The organism is Opitutus terrae PB90-1, from assembly GCF_000019965.1.
GTDB lineage: Bacteria > Verrucomicrobiota > Verrucomicrobiia > Opitutales > Opitutaceae > Opitutus > Opitutus terrae.
Map to the genome: position 1 here is coordinate 831,854 of NC_010571.1, position 26,379 is coordinate 858,232.

A 26,379-nucleotide genomic window follows, 5' to 3' on the forward strand; every position below is an offset into this window, starting at 1 on the left:
ATTTGGGGCGGCGAGCGAGGCGAAGAATCAGCCGGGCTGGGCTCACGAGCGCAAGCCGCCATCTGCGACTAACGACGGCCTCCGACTCAGCGAACGCTCACATTGCCGCGATACTGCTGAATCGGTTTCACCCCGAGCGGTTTTTGCCGGAGCGCCTCGATGCCGTCGACCGCCGCCTTCGCACTCGTCAGCGTGGTCATGATGCAGACGTTATGGGCATACGCGCTAGCGCGAATCGCATTTTCATCGCGCCGTGGAATCATCCCGTCCGGCGTATTGATGATGAGCTGAATCTGGCCGTTCTTGATCATATCCACCGCCGTCGGACGACCTTCGTTAATCTTGGCCAGCCGCTTCACCCCGATGCCCGCGTCGGCAAGATGCTGTGCCGTCCCGCTGGTCGAATAGAGCACGAAGCCCATGGCTTCGAGCCGGCGGGCGAGCCCAACGGCCGCGGGTTTATCCGCGTTTTTCACCGAGAGGAAGACGTTGCCCTTGATCGGGAGCCCCGGCTTCGCCGCCGCTTGAGCCTTGGCAAACGCCAGTCCGAGGTCGGCATCGATGCCCATGACCTCGCCGGTCGAGCGCATCTCAGGGCCGAGCACGATCGCCGCGCCGGGAAAACGCACGAACGGAAAGACCGCCTCTTTGACGCACCAGTGCTTCGGCGTCTGCTCGCGCGTGAAGCCGAGATCCGCGAGCTTGGCGCCGGTCATCACTTTCGCCGCCAGCTTGGCGAGCGGCACGCCGATCGCCTTCGCGACAAACGGCACGGTTCGGGATGCCCGGGGGTTCACCTCGAGCACGTAGAGATCCCCGTCCTTGATCGCGAACTGCACGTTCATCAATCCGATGACGTTGAGCTCGCGCGCGAGCGCGTGCGTCGCCTGCCGCACCCGTTCGAGCATTTCGGCCGGCAGGGTATGGGGCGGCATCACCATCGCGGCGTCGCCGGAGTGCACGCCGGCGAATTCGATGTGCTCCAGCATCCCGCCGATCACCGAGGTGGTGCCGTCGCTGATGCAGTCGACGTCGAGTTCGATCGCATCCTCGAGGAACTTGTCGATCAGCACCGGCTTGCCGGGCATCACGTCGAACGCCTGCCGGATCACCGCCTTGAACTCGGCTTCGCTGTAGACGATGAACATGCCGCGACCGCCGAGCACGAAAGATGGCCGCAGCAGCACGGGAAAGCCGACTTCATGCGCAAACGTGAGCGCTTCGGCTTCGCTCAGCGCCGTGCGGTTCGCCGGTTGTCGCAGCCCGATTTTGTTCAGAATGGCCGCAAAGAGCTTCCGATCCTCGGCCACCTCGATGCTTTCCGGCGACGTGCCGATGATGTTCGCACCGTTCGCCTTCAGCGCCGCAGCGAGATTGAGCGGCGTCTGTCCGCCGAACTGCACGATCACGCCGTCGCATTTTTCCTGCTGATAGATCTCGATCACGTCCTCGAGCGTGAGCGGCTCGAAATACAGCCGATCGCTCGTGTCGTAGTCGGTGGAAACGGTCTCGGGATTCGAGTTCACCATCACCGTCTCGTAACCGGCTTCACGCAACGCGAAGCTCGCGTGCACGCAGCAGTAGTCGAACTCGATGCCTTGTCCGATCCGGTTCGGCCCACCGCCGAGGATCATGATCTTTTTCCGCGCGGACGGGATGATTTCGTTCTCCTCGCCGTAACTTGAATAGTAATACGGCGTGAAGGCCTCGAACTCCGCGGCGCAGGTGTCGACCAACCGGTAGGTGGTGTGGATCTGGCGCTCCTTGCGCGCACGGCGCACGCTACCCAGATCCGTGTTCAAAAAATGCGCCAGCTGGGCATCGGAGAAGCCGAACTGCTTGGCCCGGCGGAAGAGCGTCGTTGGAAGCGGCGGCCGCGCATCCGCGGCGGCGACGTCCGATGCGGACCCGCAGCTTTCGGCACTGAGCCGGTATTTCCTCAGCTCCGTTTCCATTTCGTGGATTTCCCGCAGCTGGTGGAGGAACCACGGATCGATCTTCGTGAGCTCGAAAATCCGCTCGACGCTGTAGCCAGCGCGAAACGCGTACCGGAGGTAGTGCACGCGCTCGGCGTTCGGGGTGCCCAGCTTCGCGTTGATCACATCCTCCGGCACCGGATCGTCGCTCGCATACTTGCCGCCGCCACCGAAACCGCGGGCGCCGACCTCGAGCGAACGCAGGCATTTTTGGAACGACTCCTTGAACGTCCGCCCAATCGCCATCGCCTCGCCCACCGATTTCATCGCGGACGTCAGCGTCGCGTCGGCATCGGGAAATTTCTCGAACGTGAAGCGCGGAATCTTCGTGACGACGTAGTCGATCGTCGGCTCGAAGCTAGCGGGTGTGAGCCGCGTGATGTCGTTGCGCAGTTCGTCGAGCGCGTAGCCCACGGCCAGCTTGGCGGCGATTTTCGCAATGGGAAACCCCGTCGCCTTCGATGCGAGCGCGGAGGACCGCGACACGCGGGGATTCATCTCGATGACCACCATCCGGCCCGTCACCGGGTCGACGGAGAACTGGATGTTCGAGCCGCCCGTCTCGACGCCGATCTCGCGGATGACCGCGAACGATGCGTCGCGCATGACCTGATACTCCTTGTCGGTGAGCGTCATTGCGGGGGCAACCGTGATCGAGTCGCCGGTATGCACGCCCATCGGATCGAAGTTCTCGATCGAGCAGATCACAACGCACTGATCCTTGTGATCGCGCATCACCTCCATCTCGAATTCCTTCCAGCCGAGCAGGCACTCTTCGACGAGCACCTCATGCACGGGCGAGAGATCAAGCCCGTTGGCCACAATCCGCTCGAATTCCTCCTTGTTATAGGCAATTCCGCCACCACTGCCGCCCAGGGTGAACGAGGGCCGGATGATCAGCGGAAACATCGCCAGCTCCTCGGCGGCCTCGCGCGCCTCGGCCATCGAGCGGACGGTACGTGATTTCGCCACGTCGAGGCCGATCTTCAGCATCGCCTGCTTGAACAACTCGCGATCTTCGCCTTTCGCGATCGCTTCAGGCTTTGCCCCAATCATCTCGACCCCGTAACGCGCAAGCACACCCGTCCGGTGCAGGTCCATTGACAGGTTCAGCGCCGTCTGCCCGCCGAGTGTGGGCAGCAGCGCCGAAGGCCGCTCCGTGGCGATGATTTTCTCCAAAACCTCGACGGTCAGCGGCTCGATGTAGGTCACGTCGGCGAACTCGGGGTCCGTCATGATCGTGGCCGGATTCGAATTCACCAGAATCACGCGGTAGCCCTCCTCCTTCAGCGCTTTGCAAGCCTGCGTGCCCGAGTAGTCGAACTCGCAAGCCTGACCAATCACGATGGGACCGGCACCAATGATCAGGACGGATTGAAGGTCGGAGCGTTTCGGCATGAACGTAGATTTTGCCGAGAGTTGAGACCGGCGAAACGCGCCGCAAGCGGGAAACGTGACAGCTCCGGATCGACGCGCTCGATCCTTGTGTCCGAGCAGCTTAGCGGATGATGCGACGCCAGAGTCCAGCCTCGGCCCCGCCCGTTCCAACGATGGTTGGAATGCCTACACGAAGGACGCGACGTCGATGCCGAGGACTTTCGCCGCGGCGGCTTTGTCCCCCCGACAGGCGTGCAGGACCATCTCCCGATACTGCTTTTCCTGACCGCCCAGATACTCCTCGAGTGAGGGCCAGCTCTTGAGTTCGCGCAATCGCAACGGTAACTGCTGCGAGGTCACGATGCGGGTCTCCGTCGTCGCCGCGATTTTCGAGACGACTTGGTAGAGCTCCGTCAAATTGCCGGGCCAGTGGTAAGCGTAGAGCACCGCCATCGCATCGTCGGTAAATTCGACCAAGCTCGCGTCGAAGTGCGGGTTCGCGGCCTTCGCGACGTAGCTCTTCACCAGCAGCGGCAGGTCTTCGACGCGGTCGCGCAGCGCCGGCAGATGCACGGGGAGCGACGCGACCCGATAAAACAGCTCGTCGTTGAACTTGCCCTCGTCCGTCAACGCCTCGAGGTCCTCGGTCGTCGTGCAGATCAGCCGGAAGCCGTGCGCGGTGTTGCGCAACACGCTCACCAATTCCTTCTGCACCGCCGGCGCCAGACACTGCAGATGCTGCAGCAGCAACGTGCCGCCTTTGGCCTGCTGCACCCACGTGCCGCCTTCGCCGTTCTGGCCGAGCAGACCGTCGCGGAAGCTCGCTTCCGAACTGAGCGAACAATCGATCCGCAACAGTTGGTTTTCCGGAGCCCCGGTGGCGGCGTGCAATATCTCTGCGACCGCGCTCTTGCCCGAGCCATTCTCGCCGATCAACAGCACCGGCGTGCGCACCGCCGCGAGCTTTTTGACCTGCTGAACCAGCTTGCGCATGCTCGCACTCTGGCCGATAAGCCGCGCCTCGATGTCGCCGGCCTTCACGCCCGACGCGGCGCCAGCCAGCGCGCGCTCCGACTGGAACTGCTTGAACTCGATCCCGCGACGCAGCGTCGCGATCAGCTCGTCAACGCGGAACGGTTTTTGCAGGTAGTCGAAGGCGCCAAATTTCAACGCCTGCACCGCGCTTTCGGTGCTGGCGTAGGCGGTCATGATGATGACGATCGCCGTCGGCTCGTAGAGCTTCAGCTGCTTCAGCAGCGTGATGCCGTCCATCGGCTTCATGTCGATGTCGGCCAGCACCAGGTCGAACTTCTCCGCCTTGTAGCGTGCGAGCGCTTTTTCTCCATCGGTCGCGAACGCGGTGCTGAAGCCCGTGGGCTGGATAACCGCCTCCAGCATCTCGTGAATCGAGAGGAGGTCGTCGACGATGAGGACAGAAGGCATGAAAAAGAGGAGGAAAAGCCGGGCGAAAACGTGCTACGTTCAATCGGCCCGCTCGAGAAAAAGATTACTGCAGTCCGCCGGCAACCGCGCCCAGTTGGAAGATCGGCAGGAACATCGCCATGACGATGCCGCCGACCACGACGCCAAGGAAGACAATGAGTAAGGGTTCAATCAGCGAGGTCAGGGCGGCCACGGTCGCCTCGCACTCGACGTCGTAAAAATCCGATATTTTTGTCATCATCCCGTCGACGTTGCCGGTCGACTCGCCGGCCTTCACCATATGTTTCATCATCGGGGGGAAGAAGGGATTGGCGGCGAGCACCTCGGACACCTGACCGCCTTGGCTCACATGCCGCGTGATTTCGACGCAAGCCTCCTCAATCTGCACCTTGCCGCTCGCGGCGGAAACGATTTCGAGCGTGCGCAGAATCGGCACGCCGGAGCGAATCAGCGTGGCATAGGTGCGGCAGAAACGGGACAGCGCGATCTTGTGAATGAGGTTCCCAAAAATCGGCGCCTTCACCAGGAACTGGTCCTTCTGTCGGCGGCCCGTCGGGGTCGAAACGTACTTCTTGATAAACCAATAAAGCCCATAGCAGCCGAGTCCGATGGCCCACCAATACGCCTTCATGAACTCCGAGAGATCGATCAGTGCCTGCGTGGGCGCCGGCAACTTGGCGCCGAAGTCCGCGAACATCGACGCAAACACGGGAATCACGAAGATCAGCAGCACGTTGACCAACGCGACCGCCAAGCCGATCACCGCGATCGGATAGGTCATCGCCGACTTCACCTTTTTCGTCAGCCGCACGGTGGACTCGAAGTAGCTGGCCACCTTGCCCAGAATCTCGGCCAGCCCACCGCTCGCCTCGCCGGCTTCGACCATCGAGACGAAGAGGCTGTTGAAGGCGTTGGGGAATTTTTTCACCGACGACGAAAACGAGTTGCCGGACGAGATGTCCGCACGCACATCGCGGATGATGATCCGGAAACACGGGTCCTCGGTCTGGTCCTGCAGCGCTTCCAGACACTGCACCAACGGCAGGCCCGCGATGAGCAACGAGGCGAGTTGCTGCGTGAAGATCGCCAGTTCACCCAGCGGCAGCTTGTATTTCTTGGCCTTCTTCTCGAGCGCCTTCTGCTTCGCCAATGCTTGCGCCGCCCGGACATTGCCCGTGCTTTTCCTGGATGCATCCGTACGGGTCGCGGCACCTGGACCCGATGCAGCCGACGAGATGAGAGCCATGGTCACGACGCAAACGCTAGCAATGCACGCTCGCAACCCCATTTGCGTTCACAATCGGTAAAAAGCCCGACGGTGACTTGCGGCACGAACGGAAGCTTGACCGCATTTTGACACGGGCAACACTGCCCCGGCGCTCGCGGGTGTAGTTTAGTGGCAAAACTCCGCTCTTCCAAAGCGGTATCGTCGGTTCGATTCCGTCCACCCGCACCAAGTTTCGCGCCCATCCGCAGCGGGCGCGCGCGGGCGCGGCGACGGTCCCGCCACCCGACCAATGCAGCGAACGATCGACCACCGAGCGAAAGCGGTCCACCGCCGACGCGGCGGAAGTGCTCCGGCCTCCGCCAGCAGACTGGGCTGGGACGGGAGTCTCGGCATCAGCGCTGCGTGCTCCGCAGCGGGAGCGGATCCCCTGTGAATCTGATTCTTTTCGAACCGGCAGAAATCAACCGACCGCTCGCGGCAGGTGATCCGCGGGTGCGCCACGTTCTCGCGGTACTGCATCGTGCTGCAGGCGACGCTTTCGACGCCGGCATCATCAACGGTCCGCGCGGGAAGGCCCGGCTGCGGCCGCGGGCCGACGGTGACTATGATTGCGAATTCACGCCCACCGCGGAGCCACCACCCGCCGCTCCGATCGCTCTCGTGATCGGGCTGCCGCGACCCCAGACCGCTCGCGACATCCTCCGGGACGCGACCACCCTTGGCGTGCAGGCGCTCCATTTTGTCGCCACGGAGAAGGGCGATCCGAACTACGCGAGCAGTGCTCTCTGGCGCTCGGGCGAGTGGCGACGGCACGTGGTCATCGGCGCCGAGCAGGCGTTCTGCACGCGGCTGCCGGAAGTCACCCATGGCCGATCTCTCGCCGAGGTCGTCGCCGCGCTCATGCCCGGCGAGGCGCGGTTCGCGCTCGACAATTACGAAGCGGCACAACCGCTCGCGCGGAGCGAGATTGACGCACCGCGGGTGACGCTGGCGATCGGCGCCGAGCGCGGTTGGTCAACGCCGGAACGCGCGTTGCTTCGCCACCATGGATTCACTTTCGCGCACCTCGGCGAACGTGTACTGCGAACCGAAACGGCCTGCATCGCAGCCATCACGCTGGTGCGAGCCGCGCTCGGCGTCGCATAGCGACGACGTAAGCCGCGCAAGACGCGTCTGAGCATCTTCGTTACCTGCAAAACCACGGGGGAGACTCCCGTGCCACGTGGGCGCAGCCCCGTCCCAAGTCAGAAAAGTGACATGCGCCGAAGAAGCGCCAGCCTCACTTCGCGCTGGGGGCGGACCGGCGAAAAAACGCCACCGTGGGCTGGCGCGCACCCTTGCCGAGCCGCTTGAGACAGGTCCAGCCCGTCGGCGCGAGTTCGACTTCACCCGGCATCTCCATCACCACGAGCGCGTCGGGTTCACCCGCAAGCACGTCCGTGAGCCGGGCAAACAGCGGCGCCGAAATTTCGGAAATCACCTCGTAGGGCGGATCGATGAAGACGAGACTCGGCACGCGACCTCCACCGATCGGCGCAGCCAACGCGTCCATCTGGAGCACGGTCAATCCGGTCGGCGCACGGCCCACGCTCTTGCACACCGCCGCGATGTTTTGGCGGATGGAGGCGACCGCCTTCGCATTTCTCTCCACGAACACACCACCAGCCGCGCCCCGGCTGACCGCCTCGAGCCCATACGCACCGCTGCCGGCAAACAGATCGAGGAACTGGGCTCCCACGACGCGTTCGCCCAGGCTCGAAAACACGGCCTGCCGCATGCCATCCGTCGCCGGGCGGACTGCGTCACCTTTAGGCACCGCCAGCGTGATGCCTCGCGCAACTCCGCCGGTTATGCGCATGACGCGGGTAGTTTTGGCCCCCCAAGCTCCAAACACTTAGGGATGGCGGGTAAAAACGCGTTGTTTGTCATCATCGAATACCGGGCGAGGCGCCGAGCACGTCCGGCGTCATGTGATTCCGGCAGCGGTCGTTCTTCAATTCCGAAACCCGCGGCAAGTCCGGCGGCGGCGAGTCCGCATCCGGAAAGGCGCGCCAGGGGTCCGCGCGAGGGGTTTTCACCCCATCCCGTCGCGTCGAACTCTGGCATGCTGCACGTCACCAGTTAATTGGAACACTCCGCTTCGATTCCGGTTCAACATAGCATTTGCACCGGCGGCCGATTTTCCTACCACTTGATCCTTAACACATCGAACGAGCCGTGGTCGCCGACTCCTCCACGGACCCGATGCGCAACGGCGCGCACGTTCGCTAGACTACAACCCATGAGCTTCCTCCGCTTCATCGCGACTCTCGGCTTTGCCGGGGTGTGCGCTGCCGCGCATGCGGAGGAAAACACGTGGCCGGTGCGGGTGGACCAAACCGACGACGAAGGGGTGGTGCTTTCATCGCAGTGGATCGGCCCGCTCGTGTTCGAAAAACCGTCTGCGGAGCCCGGCCGGGTCGCCGGAGTTCGGCCGCTTTTCGCCCGCTGGACCACGCCGGCCGGCGACCTGCGCGAGACCAACGTCCTCTATCCGGTCTTCACGTATCGCACGGATGGCACGAACTTTCGCTGGAGCGTCTTCCAGTTGATGAACCGCTCGAGCTCGCACGATCTCGCATCAAGCGAGCCGGCGACGACGCGCCACGATACGTTCGATGTGTGGCCGTTCTGGTTCTCGCGAGACACCGGATCTCCGGAAACATCCTATCGGGCGCTGTTCCCGATCGCAGGCACTCTCAAATCCCGCCTCGGCTACGACGAGCTGTCGTGGACCTTGTTTCCGCTCTATGGCCGCGCCGAGAAATCCGGCGCCGTGAGCACGAGCACGCCGTGGCCGTTCATCAAGGTGACGCGCGGCACCGAGCAGGGGTTTGCGCTCTGGCCACTGTTCGGCCGGCGGGAGCGGCCGGGCGAATTCGAGCGCCAGTATTTCCTGTGGCCGCTGATCTGGAACAACACCCTCAGGCCGGCGGGCGACGCCGTGCACCCCGCCGCTCCACGGCGCGAGGTCGGTTTCCTGCCGTTTTACACCAGCGAAACCGACACCGGGTTCGTGAACCGCAGCTATGTGTGGCCGTTTTTTGGCTACACCGATCGGACGCAACCCATCCGCTATCACGAGACCCGCTACTTCTGGCCGTTTCTCGTTCAGGGGCACGGCGATGAACGAAAGGTGAACCGCTGGGGCCCGGTCTATACGCACTCGATCGTGAAGGGCACGGAAAAGACGTGGATCGCGTGGCCGATCTACCGCGAGAAGACCTGGTCCGATCCCGCGCTGCAGCACACGCAACGGCAGGTTCTCTATTTTCTTTACCGCTCGACCCAGCAGCGGAGCGCGACGAATCCGCAGGCGCCGATGGCCGAGAAGGCGCACCTCTGGCCGCTGATCAGCTCTTGGGACAACGGCGCCGGCCGGAAGCAGGTGCAGATCCCGAGCCCGCTAGAGGTGTTCTTCCCCGACAACGAGCGCGTGCGCGTGTCCTGGTCGCCGCTGTTCGCGCTCTACCGCTTCGATCAAACCGCGCCCGACACCCAGCGACACGAGTTCCTCTGGGGGTTGTTGACGTGGCGGCGGGCGCCGCAACAGCGCGAGTTTCACCTCGGCCCGCTGTTCAGCGTCCGCGAACGCGCGGGCGAAAAACGCATCGCCTTCGGCAACGGGCTGCTCGCGTGGCAGCGCAGCGCGGCCACCGGCCGCTGGCGGTTCTTCTGGTTCGATTTCCCGGCGAAAGAAAACAAGCTTCGGGCCGCGGCCCGGTGACATGAAACAATTCCACGCCATCTTCGAGGGTATCGGCAGCACCGTGCTGCTGCTGGTGCGCAGCCTCTCGTTCATCGGCACGCTGCCACGTCAGCGCGCCCGGCTCATCGAGCAGTGCTTCACCATCGGCTACACCACCCTGCCGATCGTCGCGATCCTCAGCTTCTTCATCGGCAGCGTGCTCGCACTCCAGGCGGGCTACGCCATGCAGAACGTCGGCGCCAAGCAATACATCGGTTCGCTGGTCGGACTCTCCATGGCTCGGGAACTCGGTCCCGTCATGGTCGCCATCCTGCTCGCCGGTCGCGTGGGCTCATCCATCGCTGCCGAACTCGCCTCGATGAAGGTCTACCAGGAAGTCGACGCGCTCGTCACGATGAACATTCCGCCCGAGCGAATGCTCGTGCTGCCGCGATTGATCGCGGTGCTGTTCATGATGCCGGTGTTGGTCATGATCGCCAACCTCGTCGGCTGGTTCGGCGGCGCGATCGTCGCGAAATACACCACCTTCATCTCGATCGATCCGCCCGCCTACTTCGCCGTGTTGCGCCGCTACACGGAGTTCAAGGACGTGCTCAACGGGCTCATCAAGGCCGAGGTCTTCGGCTTCGGCGTCGTTCTGGTCTGCTGCAACATCGGGCTCAACACGCGTGGTGGCCCGCGCGAAATCGGCGCCGCCGTCACGCAGGCCGTGGTGACCTCGCTCATCCTCATCCTCGTGCTGAACTACTTCGTCACGAAAGCGCTCCTCTGACCATGGCTGACCGTTCTCCCAGTCTGACCCGGAACCCGTTCACGGCGGAGGAAAAGCCCGCCGTGAGCGTCGCCGTCGAACACCTGTCGAAAAGCTTCGGCGCGCTGCAGGTCCTCAAGGATGTCAGCTTCGCCGTCGAGCCGGGCGAGATCTTCGTGCTGATGGGCCCCAGCGGCTCGGGCAAGAGCGTGTTGCTGAAACACATCGTCGGACTCGAACTGCCCACCGCCGGCCGCGTGATGGTCGACAGCCACGACGCGAGTTCGGAACGTACGCGCGAGCAGATCCGGATGGCGCTGGTGTTCCAGGCTGGCGCGCTCTTCAACTCGCTCAGCGTTTACGACAACCTCGCGCTCTACCTGCGCGAGCACCAGGTGGCGAACGAGGGTGGCATCCGCGAGAAAGTGATGCGCGCGCTGCAGATTCTCTCGCTCGAAAACGCCGCTTCGAAGCTGCCCGCCGAACTCTCCGGCGGCATGAAGAAGCGCGTCGCCATCGCCCGCGCGCTCGTCATGGAGCCGCAGCTCATGCTCTACGACGAACCGACGAGCGAGCTCGATCCCGTGATGGGCGCGACCATCAGCGAAATCATCGCCACGCTGAAGGACGAGTTTCACGTTACCACGATCGTCGTATCGCACGACCGGGATCTCGCGCTGAGCATCGCCGATCGCGTCGGCATCCTGATGAACGGCCAGCTCATTCACGTCAGCCCGCCTGCGGCGCTGCGTGATCCTCACGACCCGCGGATCGACGATTTCCTGAACCCCCAGGTCGATCTGAAGAACCCCCGCTTCAAGAAGCTCGAGATCTGAACACGCTTTCGCACCGCACCTTTCGATTCGGAGACCTGCCCTATGAACACCGCACAACAAACCGCCCGCGTCGGGCTCTTTTTCGTCCTCGGCCTCGCTTTGACCTGGGTTACTTTCGAGACCCTCAGCGGCGGCAAGATCTTTCGGGAAGACGGCTACACGCTCATTGCTCCGTTCGGCTCGTTGAAAGAGCTGAAGAATGGCGACGAGGTCCGGATGGCCGGCGTGAAGATCGGCGTCGTCGAGCGCACCCGTTTGAACCCCGAGAAACGACGCGCCGAGGCGATCCTGCGGATCAACACTGACTCGACGATCCCGAGCGACGCCGTCGCCTCCATCTCGATGTCCGGGCTGATCGGCACGAACTACATCGCCGTCGATCTCGGCACCCCGAGTGCGCCGGTGCTGCGGCCGGGTGATGAAATCCGCACGCGCAACACCGCCGATTTCAACTCGATCATGAGCGACCTCGGCAATCTCGGCCAGAAACTCGAGGGCGCGCTGGGCGCGTTCGGCAAGGCCATGAGCGGCGAGGAAGGCCAGCCCGGTTTGTTCCAGAAGCTCGACCGGCTCGTGACCGAAAACCAGGAGAAGGTCACCGCGACGATGAGCAATCTCCAGGACATCACCGCCAAGGTGAACCAGGGGCAGGGCACGCTCGGCAAGCTCGTCAACGATCCCGCGCTCCATGACGAGCTGCTTGCGGCGGTGCAGGACATCAAGGGTGCCGCTGCTGGCGCCAAGGATTTCATGGCCAACGCGCAGGCCATCGTCGACCAGGTGAAATCCGGCAAGGGCACGATCGGCGCGCTCGTCTACGACGAAAACGCCGCGAGCGACCTCAAGGCCACGATGGCGAACTTCCGCTCGGTGTCCGACAAGATCGCCAAGGGCGAAGGCACGCTCGGCAAGCTAATCCGTGACGACCAGCTCTACCAGAGCGCACAGTCGACGCTAAAGAAGGCCGACCGCGCGCTCGACGGCATGAGCGACTCCGGCCCGATCACCGCCGTCGGCGTCGTCGCGAATTCGCTGTTCTGAGCGCGCGGCGGCATAGCCGCCGCGAGCGCCGAGCCAGCCCACGACCCTGAAATCTCATCCGATGGAGCCCGCCGTCCTGGCGGGCTCTTTCGTTGAAGATTTCCGCAAAACGGCCCACTTCGAGTGGGCACGGCAGCGCCGGTAGGGCGTGCTCTCCGAGCGCGCCGTGTAGCACCAGCGTGTTTCCGGCGGCCACGGTGTGGCCGCCCTGCCAACTACACCTTCGGACCGCCCTGCGCGTAATAGCGCGCGCGCAGCCGCAGCCCGTTGAGCCGGATGAACCCGGTGGCGTCGCTCTGGTTGTACCAGCTCCTCACGCCTTCCATCGAGGCGACCTTCATGTCGTAGAGCGAATACTTCGACTTCCGGCCGCAGGTGATGATGTTGCCCTTGTAGAGCTTCAGCCGGACCGTGCCGGTGACGTTCTCCTGGCTCTTGTCGACCAGCGCCTGAAGCGCCTCGCGTTCCGGGGCGAACCAGAATCCGTAGTAAACCAGCTCGGCATACTTCGGGATCAGCGAGTCGCGCAGGTGCATGACCTCGCGATCCATCGTCAGCGATTCGATCTGCCGGTGGCCCTGCATCAGGATCGTGCCACCCGGCGTCTCGTAGACGCCACGGGACTTCATGCCGACGAAACGGTTCTCCACCAAGTCGACCCGGCCGATGCCGTGCTTGCCGCCGAGCTTGTTGAGCGCCTTCAACACGCCCGCGGGCGAGAGCTTTTTGCCGTTCACCGCGACGCAGTTGCCCTTCACGAATTCGAGTTCGACGTATTCCGCCTTGTTGGGCGCGTCCTCGGGCGAGACCGAGAGTTTGAACATGCCCTTGTTCTCGGGCGTGGTCGGGTCGAACCACGGGTCCTCGAGGATGCCCGCCTCGTAGGAGATATGCAGGAGATTGCGATCCATCGAATACGGCTTCTTGAGCGACGCCTCGACCGGAATCTTGTGCTCCTGGCAGTAGGCGATCATCTCCGCGCGGCCCGGGAACTGCTCGCGGAATTTCTCGATCTTCCACGGCGCCACAATCTGCAGCTTCGGATCGAGCGCCATGTACGTCAGCTCGAACCGGCACTGGTCGTTGCCCTTGCCGGTGGCGCCGTGCGCGACCGTGTCAGCTTTCTCACGCTTCGCGATCTCGACCTGCGCCTTCGCGATCAACGGACGCGCGATGGACGTGCCGAGGTAATACTGACCCTCGTAGATCGCGTTCGCACGGATCATCGGGTAAATGAAGTCGCGCGCGAATTCCTCCACCAGATCCAGCGTGTAGTGTTTCGACGCGCCGGTCTTGCGGGCCTTCTGCGGCAGGCCTTTTAGCTCCTCCTCCTGCCCGATGTCCGCCGCGAAGGTGACGATCTCCGCGTCGTAGGTTTCCCGGAGCCACTTGACGATGACCGACGTGTCGAGACCGCCGGAGTATGCGAGGACGATTTTCATGGAAATGAATTCAGATTAGCCGCCAAGACGCGCATCAGGCGCAAAGAGAAAAATTCCGAGACACGACGGGCATCAAAGCTTTTTCGCACCTGCCAGCGTGGCCATAATGGCCTTCTGCATGTGCAGCCGGTTTTCCGCCTGATCGAAAATGATCGAGCGCGGCAGAGCGAGCACGTCCTCGGTGACCTCCTGGCCCACGTGTGCCGGCAGGCAGTGCATGAAGAGCGCGTCGGGCTTGGCGGCCGCGAAGAGTTTCGCGTCGACCGCGAACGGCGACATCACGCGAATCCGCTCCGCCGTTTCCTCTTCCTTGCCCATGCTGACCCACACGTCGGTGTAAACCACGTCCGCGTCCTTAACTGCCTCATACGGGTCGGTCGTAAACTGGTAGCCGTTCTTGAGCCCCTCGCGGTCGAGCAATTGGTTGAACTCGGGCGCGGCGTCAAAGCCTTGCGGGCCGGCGAGCGAGATCTTCATCCCGAACACGTTCGCCCCGAGAATCCACGAGTTCGCCACGTTGCAGCCGCGGTCGCCGACGAACGCGATCTTGCGGCCCCGCAGTGACGCGAGCAGATCGTCGCCGTTCGTCCCCGTCGCCCACCGCTCGGCGAGGGTGAACGCGTCCGCGAAGATCTGGCACGGGTGGAGCAGATCGGTCAGGGCATTGATCACGGGGATCGTCCCGTGCTGCGCCAGCTGTTCGACCTCGGCGTGCTCGAAGGTGCGCACCACCAGACCGTGCACGAACCGAGACAGCACCCGTGCGGTATCCTCAATCGTCTCGCCACGGCCGAGTTGGATGTCGTTTCGATTCAGGAAGAGCGGATTGCCGCCGAGCTCATGAATACCGACCTCGAAGGAAACGCGGGTGCGGGTGCTGGACTTGGAGAAGATCATCGCCCAAGTCTGCCCCGCGAGCGGGCGCGGGCCCGCGGCGCCGCGGTTCCGCTTCAGGCTCTGCGCGAGCCCGAACAGCGCGGGCAATTCTGCTGCCGCAAAGTCGGTCTCCTTGAGGAAGTGCTTCATGGAAACGGAAACTTTTAGAGCGCGAAACCTCGGCTCACGAGTGAAAAATTGGGAGCAAAGGGCCTTTCTACCTTTGTTGGCGCCTTGCCGGCGCAGCCGCACCGACGCTGCCGACGCGGTCAGCCCTTCGTCTTTAGGACGCTCCGCAGGATCTCGACTGAACGCGCCAGCTCTTCGGCCGGCGCATTCAAAGGCGGCAGCAGCCGAATCACGTTGTTGCCGGCGGTCGGCACGAGCAGCCCGGCTTCACGCAACGCCGCCACATACGGCGCCGGATCGGAAGCGAGCTGCACGCCGACCAGATAGCCCTGCCCGCGGACCGCTTTCACCTGCGCCGGAAACTCGGTGACCAGCTGCTGCAGCGCCTGCAGCCACGGCCCGCTTTGCTGACGGACCTTCTCCAGCAGTCCGTCGCGTTCGATCACGTCGAGCACGGCCAGCGCCGCCGCGCACGCGAGCGGCGTTCCGCCGAACGTCGTGCCGTGATTGCCCGGGTGAAACAAGTCCGCGTACCGATCGCGCACCCACATCGCGCCGATCGGGAATCCGCCACCGAGGCCCTTCGCCATGCCCACGGCATCCGGCGTAATCCCGGCATGCTCGAAGGCGTAGAACCGCCCCGTCCGGCCGATCCCGCACTGCACCTCGTCCAGCATCAGCAGCAGGTTGCGCTGCGAGCACAGCTCGCGCAGCCCGCGCAGAAACTCAACCGTGCACGGGTTGATGCCGCTTTCGCCCTGGATCGTCTCGATGAAAATCGCGGCCGTCTGGTCGTCGACGAGATCGACGAAGCTTTGGAGATGGTTGAGCTCGGCGAAGGCGAAGCCCGGCACCAGCGGCCGGAAGCCCTTTTGAATTTTCTCCTGCGGCGTCGCGCTCATCCCGCCGTAGGTCCGGCCGTGAAACGCATGCTTCGCGCAAATGATCTTGATGCACTTCCCTTCCTCGCCGCTCTTCTGCATGCCATGCAGTCGCGCGAGCTTGATCAGGCCCTCGTTGGCTTCGGCGCCGCTGTTGCAGAAGAACACCCGGCCTGGTCCCGCCGCCTTGACGACCCGCCGCGCGAGCTCGCCCTGGTTCGGGTTGCGGAAAAGATTGCTGACGTGAATGAGCTCGCCCGCCTGCCGCTGCACGGCGGCCACCCAGTGCGGGTGGCAGTGACCCAGCGCACTCACGGCGATGCCGGAGGTGAAATCCAGATAGGCCTTGCCGGTGTCGTCCCACACCTGCGTGCCGCGGCCGCGCACGAGCGTGAGAGAAGCACGCGCATAGTTCTTGAGAACATACGCGTCGTAGAGCTCGGCCGTGCTGGTGCGAACGATCGTGGGAGAGTTCATCGGGGAAGTGACAGTTCACACGATCGGCCGGCAAACGAAAGATCGATTTGCGTCGCGGCCAACACAGTCCCGCGCGTGATCGACGGCGGGAGTGTGACGGATGCGGGCGGGATGGAGAAACAACTGCAGAGGTAGAGCCCGCCGTCCCGGCGGGCGGCTCACTCGTGCGATCAACCAGCGCACCCGCCGGTACGGCGGGTTCCACCCGATCTCCGGCGTGGCCGCGCTACTGCACGAATTCCGTGCCGATGCCCTTGTCGGTGAAAATCTCCAGCAACAGGGAATGCGCCAGCCGACCGTCGATGAAATGGACGCGCTGCACGCCTTCCTGCAGCGCGCGCATCGCACTCTGCACCTTTGGCCGCATGCCTTTGTCGATGATTCCCTTCTTCTTCAGGTCGTCGATCTGACCGACCTTCACGGTCGAGATCAATGACTCGGGATCGGCGGGATTCGCCAGCAGTCCGGGCACATCGCTCATGTAAACCAGCCGGCGCGCCCGCAGCGCACTCGCGACGCGGCCCGCCACGAGATCGGCATTCACGTTGTAGGGCTTGCCGTCGTAACCCTCCGCGACCGGCGAGATAACGGGAATGAAACCATCCGCGATCTCCTTTTTGATCAACTTCACCTTCACCTCGGTGACGTCGCCCACATAGCCAAGGTCGACCGGATTGCCGTTGTCGTCGGTCGTGAGCTTTTGGCAGACGAGCACGCTGTCGCCGGGCATGCCCTTCGGCTTGCCGCCGGCGCCGCCGATTGCGTCGCACACGTCGCGATTCACGACTTCATCGAGCGTCTTTTTCACGACGGCGATCGTCGCCTCGTCGGTCTGGCGCATGCCGTTGACGAAATTCGCCTTCAAGCCGGAGCTCTCCATCGCGCGTGTGATCGCCTTGCCGCCACCGTGCACGACGACAACGTTGATGCCGACAGCGGCGAGGAACGCGAGGTCGCGCGCGACGCGCGTCCGGCCGGCCGGATCCGGATCGTCCATGAAGCTGCCGCCGTATTTCACGACGAAGATCGAACCACGAAAATCCTGAACGTAGGGCAGCGCTTCCAACAGCACTTCCGCCTTGGCGGTGATTTCGGCGACGTTCATCGCGGTCAGAACGCGCGGCGCGCGGCCGCAGGCAAGGAGGAGAGACGAAGCGAGGTGCTCACGTGATTTGAAGTGACTGGTTGAATAAGCGACCCGACCGCTGCATTTCCACAAAAATATCAGCAGGGATTTCTCTGATGTCCGGCCACGAGCGTCTCTTAGTCGCCCGCCCCGCTCCGGCGAGCGGCATGGCCGGCGGCGAAAATCTTCTTCACTCCACGCGCGCGCGTGCCACTTGTTGCGCGTGCCTAGCACCAATCTCACGTTCACGAGCCAGGCCGAGCATCGCGCCTGGCTCGCCTCCCAAGCGGCGCTGCCGGCCGGTTTCCGCGTTGGCACGACGCGCTTCGATTTCACTCCGAGCGAAGCGCCGAAGCCGGCGAAGATGACGCTCACGCTGATCGCGCTCGAGCAGCCGACGCCGGATTTCGCGGCCGTGTTCACGCGCAACGCGTTTCCCGGCGCACCGGTGATCGTCGGCCGCCGCCGCCTGCAGGAGCCGGCGGTCGGCGCCGTGATCGTGAACAACAAGATCTCTAACGTATGCGCGCCCGGCGGCGTCGAGACGGCGGAGCGGATCTGCGCGGAAACGGCGCGGCAACTCGGCTTCCGCGCGACCGAAGTCCTGCCCAGCTCGACCGGCGTAATCGGTTGGAAGCTGCCGGCAGACGCGATCGTCTCGCATCTTCCACAGGTGGCGAGCGCGCTGGCCGGCGGATCGGTGATGCCGGCCGCCGAGGGCATCGTCACCACCGATCTTTACCCGAAAGTCCGCCGCGCCACGGTCGGCGCGGGCAGCATCGTGGGCATCGCCAAAGGTGCGGGCATGATCGAGCCGAACCTGGCGACGATGCTGGTCTACGTCCTCACGGACGTGGCGGTGCCCCGCGCGGAGCTGCGCGCGATGCTCACGCGGGCCGTCGCGGCCAGCTTCAACACGATCAGCATCGACAGCGACACGAGCACCTCGGACACGGTGCTGGTGCTTTCCTCCGGCCGCGTGCCCTGCCCTGATCCCGCCGCATTCGAGCGCGCGCTCACCGTCGTGTGTCGCGATCTCGCCGAGGACGTCGTGCGCAATGGCGAAGGCGTGCGGCACGTTGTTCGCGTATCCGTTTCTCAAGCGGCGAGCGCCGAGCTCGCGCGCGCCCTCGGCAAGGCGATCGTCAACGCGCCGCTGTTCAAGTGCGCCGTCGCCGGCAACGACCCGAACGTCGGTCGGCTGGTGCAGGCGATCGGCAAGCACGTCGGCGCGCATGCGCCCGACACGGACGTCTCGAAACTCCGGGTTACGATGGGCGGACTGGAGATTTTCGCCAATGGCGTGTTCCAGCTGAATCCCGAAAAGGAGAATGCGCTCGTCGCGCATTTGCGCAGCGCCGAGCTCTACGCCAGCGCTGCGCCGCAGAACGGCGTGTTCACGCCGCCGATCCATTTTCCGCCGCACGAGCGCTGCGTCGAGATCGCCATTTCCCTCGGCAGCGGTGCCGCGAGCGCCGTCATTCTTGGCGGCGATCTCACGCACGAATACGTGAGCGAGAACGCAGATTATCGGAGCTGAAGGCTGGGCGCGCTATCCCGACGCGCCGCCCAGCGCCTGATCGCCGATGGCATCGGCGCTTCGAGGACAAAGCGCCCTACCTACTGGTTCACGTGCACAACCTTCGCCGGCGGGAAGCCGTTGAAGTAGGTCGCAGAGGCGTGGCTGTAGGCGCCGATGTTGACGCTGTAGACGAAATCGCCGCGCTGCAGGTCCGGCAGATTCTCCGCCATGGAAACGACATCGAGCGCGTCGCAGGTCGGGCCGAACACCGAGCAGAGTGACGTCGGTCCCTTCTTGAACGCCTTCACCGGATATTTGCAGTGGTCGAAGATCACGCCCGAGTAGGTGTGATAGACGCCGTCGTTGATGTAGTAGCAGGTCTTGCCGTCGCGCACGGCCTTGCCGATGACCTTCGCCACCGACGTGCCCGACACGGCGGCGAGGAACCGGCCCGGCTCGGCGAGAATCTGGATCTCCTTCGGAAAGAGCCGGTCGAGTTCGGTGTTGATGACCTTCGCCAGCATCTCGAACGGCTTCACCGTGTCGTCATACGGCGCCGGGAAACCGCCGCCGATATCGAGCAGATTCATCTTCGTGTAACCGCGCTCGCGCGCTTCCTGGAAGATGTTCGCCGAGAGATTCAGCGCCTGGACGTAGTTCTCGAAGTTCGTCGTCTGGCTACCGACATGGAAGCTGATCCCCTCCACGCCGAGCCCGGCCTTGTCCGCTTCGAGGATGAGGTCCACGGCCTCGCCAGGCGAGGCTCCGAACTTCGAGGAGAGTTCGACCATCGCGCCGGTGTTCGGCACCTTTAGCCGCAGCACGAGGCCCGCGTTCGGCGCGTGCTGCTTGATCTTCTGAATCTCCTCGAGGTTGTCGAAGGTGACGAGCGGTTTGTATTGGTTCAGTTCTTCGAGCGTCTCCGTCGGCTTGGTCGGATTGGCGTAGATGATCTTGTCCCAGATCCACTCCTGCCGCTCCTTGGCCGGCAGGCGTTTGATGTTCTCGTGGACGATCATGAACTCCGGCATCGAGGCGACGTCGAAGCTCGCGCCTTCCTGGAAGAGCGTGCGGACAATGGCGGGGTCGGGGTTCGCCTTCACCGCGTAGTAGACCTGGATCCGCGGCAGGTGCTTGCGGAAGGTGCGGTAGGCTTTGCGCAAGGCATCGTGATCGACGATGAACAGGGGGGTGCCGTGTTCCTTCGCGAGTTTCTGCAGCCGCGTGGGAGAGATCATGGGATAGAAGAAAGCAATCGTTCCAAGGAGTCGCAGTCGCCGGCGCAAGCTTTAAGCCGCGAGCGAACGAGCCAAAGGGTCGAGGTAGGGACGGCTCTCCGAGCCGCCCGCGAAAGACGGGAGTTGATCACGGACGCGTCGGAGACGCGTCCCTACCTGCCGAACGACTCCCGCCGGCTCAGCCCGCGTGATCGGTGACCAGGAAGTTCTTGAACTGCCAGGGATCCTTCAGATCGAGGTCCGGCTTGTTGTAGCCTTTGAACGGATTGAAGCGGTCCCTCAGCGGCGTCCAATCCTGCGGCTTCGAGATGAACTTGCCGAGATACGGCTTGGCGATCTTCAGCACGTAGTCATGCGGGAGATCGTCCGGCACGCACACGCCTTCGAGCGGATTTTCGATCATCCAGCACGAGGCGGCGGTGACTGAAATCGCCACCTGCATCGTGGTCGCATTCTGATGTGGCACCAGCTTCCGCGACTGCTCGATCGAAAGGTCGCTGCCGGTCCACCACGCGTTGTAGGGATGGCCCATCAACAGCGCGCCCAGGATGTCGGAGCCGCTGGTGATCTCGTCATTCATGATCCGCTGGTTCTCGACGAGCTTGTAGTTGTAGCCGCGCATCTCGTTCAGCGAGGAGATCGCCTCATCGCACGGGCAATACGCGTAATGCACCGTCGGCCGGTAGACCGCCTTCTTGCCTTCCCACACCGTCAGCTTGTCGGTGATGGTGAACGCTTCGCCGTGGCGGATCACCATGCCCTGAATCGTGTAGTCGGGCACCCAGGTGCGGACCCACGTGTTCATCCCCATCCGGGCGAGACAAATCTGGTTCCGCGGCCCCTCTTTGTGCTCGTATGCGAGCGCCGGCAGTTGCTTCTCGTGCGTGCCCCAACCCATCTCCGCGGTGGTCTGGCCCTCTTCACGGAAGCCTTCGATACTCCACGTGTTCACGAACTCGTCCACCTGCTTCGGCTTGTCCGTGATCTGCGTGTCGCGTTCGCTGACGTGAATCACCTTCACGCCGAGCGCCTGTGCCAGCAGGTTGAACTGCCGCTCCGCCATGAACTGCTGGATCCGTTCGGCGGCGCGCGGCTTGAACTTCTTGTCCGCGAGCGCGGCCGCACCGATGTCGAGCAGACCCTGCTTGGTGAAATGCGAGATCAGACCGGGATTCGCGCCGTGTTCGATCACCGCGGTCGCGCCTTTCCCGTCCCACTTCGCGATCATGCGGCGGAGAGTCATGTGCCGCCAATAAAGCGTTTTCGTCGTCGGGTGCGCATTGAGCCCGGTCGAATACGGGTCCCACAGCTCGGTCGACGTGTTCACATACTTCACGCCGTGATCGCGGCACCACTGCAGAATCTCGCAGGCGTCGATATTCCAGGCGAGGTCGATCAGGAGATCGCCTTCGCCGAGGAATTTGCTGAGCAACCGATCGAGGTTTTCCTTCGTGATCCGATCGCGGACGAACCGCACGCCCTTCGCCGTCCACGGCTTCAGCTTGGCGGCCTTGTTTTCAAAATCCATCACCGTGACGTTTTTTGCCGGCACCTTGAGGTGCTTGAAAAGAATCGGCAGCGTGCACTCGGCTACGGCTCCGTAGCCGACGAACAGGATCTTGTTGGCGAATTCGATCATGATGGATTCCGGGGCGACGACATGCGCGCGTTCAGGAACGTTCGTCCTGAGAAATACGATTGGGCGCGCGCAACGTCGATGCGTCCGCACTTTGCGCAACGCGCGCGCGGACTGACAAGGGTTTTCGCACCGCGGGCGAAGCTGCGCGCGGAAAACCGCCCCCTCTATAGCCTCACGGTTTCGCCGTGCGGCGCGTGATGAACGCCGCGGCTACGCTGGGAGCGCGGGCGTCTCGCCCACACCGCTGCATTTTCGATTGCGGGCAGGATGCCCGTGCTCCCACGCACTCACACCAGCCCCGCCGTCTCCTCGAATCCGCACCACAGGTTCATGATCTGCACCGCCTGTCCGCTGGCGCCCTTCACGAGATTGTCCTCGGCCGAGGTGATCACGAAATTGTTCGTGCGTGGATCGTGCACCGCAGACATGTCGATCCGGTTCGTGCCAATCGTGTAGGCGGTGTCCGGCGTCTCGCCGCTCGGCAGAATCTGGACAAACGGTGCCTTGGCGTAGGTCTCACGCCACGCCGCGTAGAGCTTGTCGATGTTCGCACCGGCTGCAGCGGGCACCGTCGTCGTCGTGGCGATGCCGCGACGCATCGGCGCGAGGTGCGGGTTGAACTGGATCACGGTCTTGGCGCCGCTGTAGAGCTCGAGCTGCTCCTCGACCTCGGCGAGATGCCGGTGCTTGACCAGCCCATAGGCTTTCGAACTCTCCGCCCGCTCGGCGTAGAGATAGGCCTCATCGACCTTTTTGCCAGCGCCGCTCACGCCGCTGTAAGCGTTCACCACGATGTGCTCGCGCGTGACGAGGCCCGCCTTCAGCAACGGAATCAGCGGGAGCAGAATGCTTGTCGGATAGCAGCCCGGCGCGGCGATCAGCTTCGCCTCTTTCTTCCAACTCGGGGGCGTGAGCTCCGGCAGCACGAACCGGGCGCCGGGCAACAGCTCGGGGGCGTGATGTTCGCCGTAGTATTTCTGATAGGTGGCGAGGTTCGCGATCCGGAAGTCGGCGCTGAGATCGATCACGCGCTTGCCGGCCGGCACGAGCGCCTTCGCGTAGGTCGCGGCCGCGCCGTGCGGCAGCGCGAGAAAGAAGAGGTCGATGTCGCTGGCGGCTAGGGCCGCGGCGTCCGAGTCGGTGAACTTCAGCCCGCGATCGATGCCCCGCACCGCGGGAATCACCGCGGCGAGCGGCTTGCCCGCGTTCGAGCGCGACGTGACTGCCGCCAGCGTGACGTTCGGATGGCCGAGCAGGATCTTGACGAGGACTTCACCGGAATAACCGGACGCACCAACGATGCCGACTTTCATAGGAGGATGAGCATTGATGAAACTGCCGCGTAATCGAGGCGGTTTTCGGCCGGAGGCGAATCAGCCGGAGAGGTTTTCGCGGGCCAGCTGGGAGCGTGGGCGTCTCGTACGCATCTGCGCGGGTGTGCATGCCACGACGCACGCCGTCTGGGTGGGAGCGCGGCCGCCCTCGGCCGCAGTCCGGAGCGGGCGGACGCCCGCGCTCCCACGCACGCGTTGCCCGTGGCCCAACCGCAGGGCGCGCCAACAAAACAAAACCGCCCGGGCGCGAGCCACGGGCGGTTGAAAAATCGATCGAATGTCGCGCGAGCGCTTAGCGCTTCGAGAACTGGAAGCGCTTGCGGGCGCCGGGCTGGCCGGCCTTCTTGCGCTCTTTCTCGCGCGGATCGCGCTTGATGTGCCCCGCCTTCTTCAACGCGGGCCGCAGCTCGCCGTTCATCTTCTGCAGGGCCCGGGCGATGCCGTGCGCCACGGCGCCAGCCTGACCGGCCACGCCGCCGCCGGCGACGTTCACCGTCACGTCAATCTTGTCGCGCAGATCAACCGTGAGCAGCGGCGCGTAGGCCTGCTTCGCGAAGTTTTCGTGCGAAAAGTAGTTTTCGAAATCGCGACCGTTGCAGGTCAGCTTGCCGGTGCCTTCGGTGATCCGAACGCGGGCGGTGGAGGTCTTGCGGCGGCCGGTGCCGAGGAAAACGTTCGTGGCGACAGTGCTCATGGACTAGATCAGACGGTGACTTTGACGGGATTGTTGGCCTCGTGCGTGTGAGTCTCGCCGCCGAACACGCGCAGCTTCGTCAGCATCTTCGCCGCGATCCGGTTCTTCGGCAGCATGCCCTTGACGGCGTGCTCGATGATGAACTCCGGGTGCCGTTCGCGCATGAGGGAAACCTTGCGGCGGCTCTCGCCTCCGACGAAGCCGGAGAAGAACATGTACTCGTTCTGCTCTTCCTTCTTGCCGGTCAGCGCCACCTTGGCGGCATTGATCACGATGACGTAGTCGCCGGTATCGACCGTAGGCGTGTAGGTTGCCTTGTGGCGGCCGCGGATGATGTTGGCGGCTTTCACAGCGAGACGGCCCAGCGGAACGCCGGCGGCATCGATCAGATACCACTTCGGCTGCACTGTCTCCTTTTTGGCGAGGAAGGTCTTCATGAGAAAAGAGGCCAAGAGCTAGGGTTTCGCCGAAGCCTGTCAACCCCTGTTTTCGAGGGGAAACCAATCGAAGCGGCGATTTCAGCATCCCGCCGCCTGCTTCCGGCAAAGCCAACCCGAAAATGGCGTGCGCCGACGATAACTCCTCGTGGGTGCGTGATGAGGTTCGCCGACGCTCAGACGCGGCCGAGGGCACCAATGCGGCGGCTTGTTTTGCTGTCAGGTTGTGCAACCCTATCGCTATGAACCACCGGATTACGATGATCGCCGCCGCCTTGCTGGGGGCCAGTGGCGTTGGGCTGGGTGCAGCAGGCGCGCACGGATTGCGGGAAACGCTGCTGGCGCGCGGAATGACCCTCCCTTGGGAGACGGCAGCCCGCTATCACCTGCTGCACGCGATCGCGCTGCTCGCGCTGGCGGTCTGGTTGCGCGTTCTCGCGGACCACAACAAGCCCGTAGCCTGGGCGGCGCTCAGCTGGGTCGTCGGTCTGGTGCTCTTTTCCGGTTCGCTTTACTGGCTGGCGCTGGGCGGGCCGCGGTGGTTGGGACCGGTCACGCCACTGGGCGGGATCGCCCTGCTCATCGGCTGGCTGCTGCTGATCCCGGCCGCCATGAGCAAACGCGAAAGTGGCACGGGCGTCCCGCCCGTGAAGGAATAGTCAGACTGACACGGGCGAGACGCCCGTGCCACCCTAGTTCATGCCGCCGCTCCCACTGCCCCCCGATCTACGCGCAATGCTCGAAGCCGTGCGCCGGATCGGCCGTCCGCGGCTGGTGGGCGGCGGCGTGCGGGACTGGCTGCTCGGACTCGAGGCGAAGGACTTCGACGTCGAGGTGGCCGGCGCGGACTTTGAAACCCTGCAGCGCGCGCTGGCGCCGTTTGGCGCGACCGACGTCGTGGGCCGCAGTTTCGGCGTGATCAAGGTTCGCAGCGCCGCGAGTGGCGCGGAATACGATTTTAGTCTGCCGCGACGTGAGTCGAAAACCGGCGCAGGCCATCGCGGGTTTGCCGTCGCGCCCGATCCGCAGCTCAGCGATGCCGATGCGGCGGCGCGACGCGATTTCACCATCAACGCGATCGCTTGCGATCCGTTCACCGGTGAGCTGATCGATCCGCACCACGGGCAGCGCGATCTCGGCGCGCGGGTGTTGCGACATACCAGCGCGGCGTTCGTCGAGGATCCGTTGCGCGTGCTGCGCGCGTTTCAGCTGGCGGCAAGATTCGATCTGCAGCTTGCGCCGGAAACCGCCGCGTTGTGCCGCACGATCGCCGACACCTATGGAGAACTTCCGGTCGAACGCGTGTGGGCCGAATGGGAAAAGTGGGCAACGAAAGCGGCCAAGCCTTCACGCGGATTGGACGTGCTCGAACAAACCGACTGGCTGCGACATTTTCCCGAGGTCGCGCGGCTACGCGGCACGCCGCAGGAACCCGCGTGGCATCCGGAAGGCGATGTGTTCACCCACACGCAGCACTGCGTCGACGCGCTCGCGGCGAATGCGGAATGGCAGTCGAGCGATCCTGCGCGCCGTCGACTGCTGATGCTCGCCGTGCTCGCGCACGATTTCGGCAAGCCTTCGACGACGGTGCGCGGCGAGAAACGCGGTGCGATCCGCTGGATCAGCCCCGGTCATGAGCCCGCGGGCGGTCCGATCGCGAAGGAATTTCTGCGGCGGATCGGCGCCCCGCTCGAACTCGACCCGCCCGTCTGCGCGTTGGTGGTTCACCATCTCGTGCACCACCACGGCGCCGGCGGCGAGGACAACTACTCCGATTCGCAGGTGCGCCGGCTCGCCCGCAAACTCGCCCCCGCGACCATCGACGATCTCGCGCTCGTGATGATCGCCGATTCGAACGGCCGACCTCCGCTCGAGTCGCCGGAAACGATCGCGCTCATCGGCGAACTGCGCGCGAAAGCTCAGGCGCTCGCGCTCGAACGCGCTGCGCCAAAACCGCTCGTCGGCGGCCGGCATCTGATCGCGCTGGGTTATGCCCCGAGCCCGGCGTTCAAGCCGGTGCTCGATGCCGCGTTCGAGGCCCAGCTCGATGGGGCATTCGCCGATGAGGCGGGCGGACTCGATTGGTTGCGCCGCCGTTTGCAGGAAACCGGCGGCGAGCTACAGTAAGGCAGAACCGTAGAAGCGGCTTTATGCCGCGACCGGAAATGCGCCGGGGCATAACGC

The 26,379-nt window shown here is 63.9% G+C and carries 21 protein-coding genes and 1 tRNA gene; 9 read left to right on the forward strand and 13 right to left on the reverse strand.

Annotation, left to right across the window (positions count from 1 at the left end):
* Window positions 1–86 precede the first annotated feature (86 nt).
* The 3 genes from carB to OTER_RS03440 all read right to left on the reverse strand — a co-directional run bounded on the left by carB (window position 87) and on the right by OTER_RS03440 (window position 6,042).
* The gene (carB, locus tag OTER_RS03430) at window positions 87–3,374 is read right to left on the reverse strand and encodes a carbamoyl-phosphate synthase large subunit (protein ID WP_012373506.1); all 3,288 of its coding nucleotides are present in this window, start codon (window positions 3,372–3,374) and stop codon (window positions 87–89) included.
* A 165-nt stretch (window positions 3,375–3,539) separates the two neighbouring features.
* Window positions 3,540–4,796 (reverse strand): sigma-54-dependent transcriptional regulator, encoded by a 1,257-nt coding sequence (locus tag OTER_RS03435; RefSeq protein WP_012373507.1) that lies wholly within the window; start codon window positions 4,794–4,796, stop codon window positions 3,540–3,542.
* Window positions 4,797–4,860: 64 nt separating this feature from the next.
* Window positions 4,861–6,042, reverse strand: coding sequence for a type II secretion system F family protein (locus OTER_RS03440; protein WP_044891538.1), 1,182 nt, complete (start codon window positions 6,040–6,042; stop codon window positions 4,861–4,863).
* A 136-nt stretch (window positions 6,043–6,178) separates the two neighbouring features.
* Between OTER_RS03440 and OTER_RS03445 the strand changes: the two genes are divergently transcribed.
* Both OTER_RS03445 and OTER_RS03450 read left to right on the forward strand, forming a co-directional pair.
* Window positions 6,179–6,252 (forward strand) — tRNA-Gly (locus OTER_RS03445).
* 201 nt (window positions 6,253–6,453) lie between these two features.
* Window positions 6,454–7,170: an RsmE family RNA methyltransferase gene (locus OTER_RS03450; protein WP_158305351.1), complete on the forward strand. Its 717-nt coding sequence runs from the start codon at window positions 6,454–6,456 to the stop codon at window positions 7,168–7,170.
* 133 nt (window positions 7,171–7,303) lie between these two features.
* Here the strand turns inward: OTER_RS03450 and OTER_RS03455 are convergent, their stop codons facing one another.
* The gene (locus OTER_RS03455) at window positions 7,304–7,882 is read right to left on the reverse strand and encodes an RsmD family RNA methyltransferase (protein WP_012373510.1); all 579 of its coding nucleotides are present in this window, start codon (window positions 7,880–7,882) and stop codon (window positions 7,304–7,306) included.
* A gap of 423 nt (window positions 7,883–8,305) precedes the next feature.
* Here OTER_RS03455 and OTER_RS03460 point away from each other — a divergent pair, with 423 nt between their 5' ends.
* The 4 genes from OTER_RS03460 to OTER_RS23600 are packed head-to-tail and all read left to right on the forward strand — an operon-like array spanning window position 8,306 to window position 12,400.
* A complete protein-coding gene (locus tag OTER_RS03460) occupies window positions 8,306–9,790 on the forward strand; it encodes a hypothetical protein (RefSeq protein WP_012373511.1) in 1,485 nt (494 codons plus the stop codon).
* Window position 9,791: 1 nt separating this feature from the next.
* The gene (locus OTER_RS03465) at window positions 9,792–10,544 is read left to right on the forward strand and encodes an MlaE family ABC transporter permease (RefSeq protein WP_012373512.1); all 753 of its coding nucleotides are present in this window, start codon (window positions 9,792–9,794) and stop codon (window positions 10,542–10,544) included.
* 2 nt (window positions 10,545–10,546) lie between these two features.
* A complete protein-coding gene (locus OTER_RS03470; RefSeq protein WP_012373513.1) occupies window positions 10,547–11,359 on the forward strand; it encodes an ABC transporter ATP-binding protein in 813 nt (270 codons plus the stop codon).
* A gap of 42 nt (window positions 11,360–11,401) precedes the next feature.
* Window positions 11,402–12,400, forward strand: a complete 999-nt coding sequence (locus OTER_RS23600; protein ID WP_012373514.1) for an MlaD family protein — start codon at window positions 11,402–11,404, stop codon at window positions 12,398–12,400.
* Between the two features lie 215 nt (window positions 12,401–12,615).
* Here OTER_RS23600 and OTER_RS03480 read toward each other — a convergent pair whose 3' ends face one another.
* From OTER_RS03480 to argB, 4 genes are all read right to left on the reverse strand, one after another.
* Entirely contained in the window at window positions 12,616–13,842 is a 1,227-nt protein-coding gene (locus OTER_RS03480; RefSeq protein ID WP_012373515.1) for an argininosuccinate synthase, read from the reverse strand.
* A 72-nt stretch (window positions 13,843–13,914) separates the two neighbouring features.
* A complete protein-coding gene (argF, locus tag OTER_RS03485) occupies window positions 13,915–14,868 on the reverse strand; it encodes an ornithine carbamoyltransferase (RefSeq protein ID WP_012373516.1) in 954 nt (317 codons plus the stop codon).
* A 119-nt stretch (window positions 14,869–14,987) separates the two neighbouring features.
* Window positions 14,988–16,205: an aspartate aminotransferase family protein gene (locus OTER_RS03490; RefSeq protein WP_012373517.1), complete on the reverse strand. Its 1,218-nt coding sequence runs from the start codon at window positions 16,203–16,205 to the stop codon at window positions 14,988–14,990.
* 226 nt (window positions 16,206–16,431) lie between these two features.
* A complete protein-coding gene (gene argB, locus OTER_RS03495) occupies window positions 16,432–17,310 on the reverse strand; it encodes an acetylglutamate kinase (protein ID WP_012373518.1) in 879 nt (292 codons plus the stop codon).
* A 244-nt stretch (window positions 17,311–17,554) separates the two neighbouring features.
* On the opposite strand from argB, the gene argJ reads away from it, so the two are divergent.
* The gene (argJ, locus tag OTER_RS03500) at window positions 17,555–18,871 is read left to right on the forward strand and encodes a bifunctional glutamate N-acetyltransferase/amino-acid acetyltransferase ArgJ (RefSeq protein WP_012373519.1); all 1,317 of its coding nucleotides are present in this window, start codon (window positions 17,555–17,557) and stop codon (window positions 18,869–18,871) included.
* Window positions 18,872–18,951: 80 nt separating this feature from the next.
* Here the strand turns inward: argJ and OTER_RS03505 are convergent, their stop codons facing one another.
* The 5 genes from OTER_RS03505 to rplM form a co-directional block, all read right to left on the reverse strand.
* Window positions 18,952–20,091 carry a type III PLP-dependent enzyme gene (locus OTER_RS03505; RefSeq protein WP_012373520.1) on the reverse strand — a complete coding sequence of 380 codons (1,140 nt, stop codon included), beginning with the start codon at window positions 20,089–20,091 and terminating at the stop codon, window positions 18,952–18,954.
* A gap of 178 nt (window positions 20,092–20,269) precedes the next feature.
* Window positions 20,270–21,730 (reverse strand): homospermidine synthase, encoded by a 1,461-nt coding sequence (locus OTER_RS03510; RefSeq protein WP_012373521.1) that lies wholly within the window; start codon window positions 21,728–21,730, stop codon window positions 20,270–20,272.
* A gap of 287 nt (window positions 21,731–22,017) precedes the next feature.
* Entirely contained in the window at window positions 22,018–23,043 is a 1,026-nt protein-coding gene (argC, locus tag OTER_RS03515) for an N-acetyl-gamma-glutamyl-phosphate reductase (RefSeq protein ID WP_012373522.1), read from the reverse strand.
* Between the two features lie 313 nt (window positions 23,044–23,356).
* On the reverse strand, window positions 23,357–23,758 hold the full coding sequence (gene rpsI / locus OTER_RS03520; protein ID WP_012373523.1) for a 30S ribosomal protein S9: 402 nt from the start codon (window positions 23,756–23,758) through the stop codon (window positions 23,357–23,359).
* An 8-nt stretch (window positions 23,759–23,766) separates the two neighbouring features.
* Window positions 23,767–24,195 carry a 50S ribosomal protein L13 gene (gene rplM / locus OTER_RS03525; RefSeq protein ID WP_012373524.1) on the reverse strand — a complete coding sequence of 143 codons (429 nt, stop codon included), beginning with the start codon at window positions 24,193–24,195 and terminating at the stop codon, window positions 23,767–23,769.
* Between the two features lie 242 nt (window positions 24,196–24,437).
* On the opposite strand from rplM, the gene OTER_RS03530 reads away from it, so the two are divergent.
* Together OTER_RS03530 and OTER_RS03535 are read left to right on the forward strand one after the other, a co-directional pair.
* The gene (locus OTER_RS03530; protein WP_012373525.1) at window positions 24,438–24,854 is read left to right on the forward strand and encodes a DUF423 domain-containing protein; all 417 of its coding nucleotides are present in this window, start codon (window positions 24,438–24,440) and stop codon (window positions 24,852–24,854) included.
* Between the two features lie 40 nt (window positions 24,855–24,894).
* Complete coding sequence (locus OTER_RS03535; RefSeq protein WP_044891540.1) at window positions 24,895–26,322, forward strand: CCA tRNA nucleotidyltransferase; 1,428 nt, start codon at window positions 24,895–24,897, stop codon at window positions 26,320–26,322.
* The last annotated feature ends 57 nt before the right edge of the window (window positions 26,323–26,379 follow it).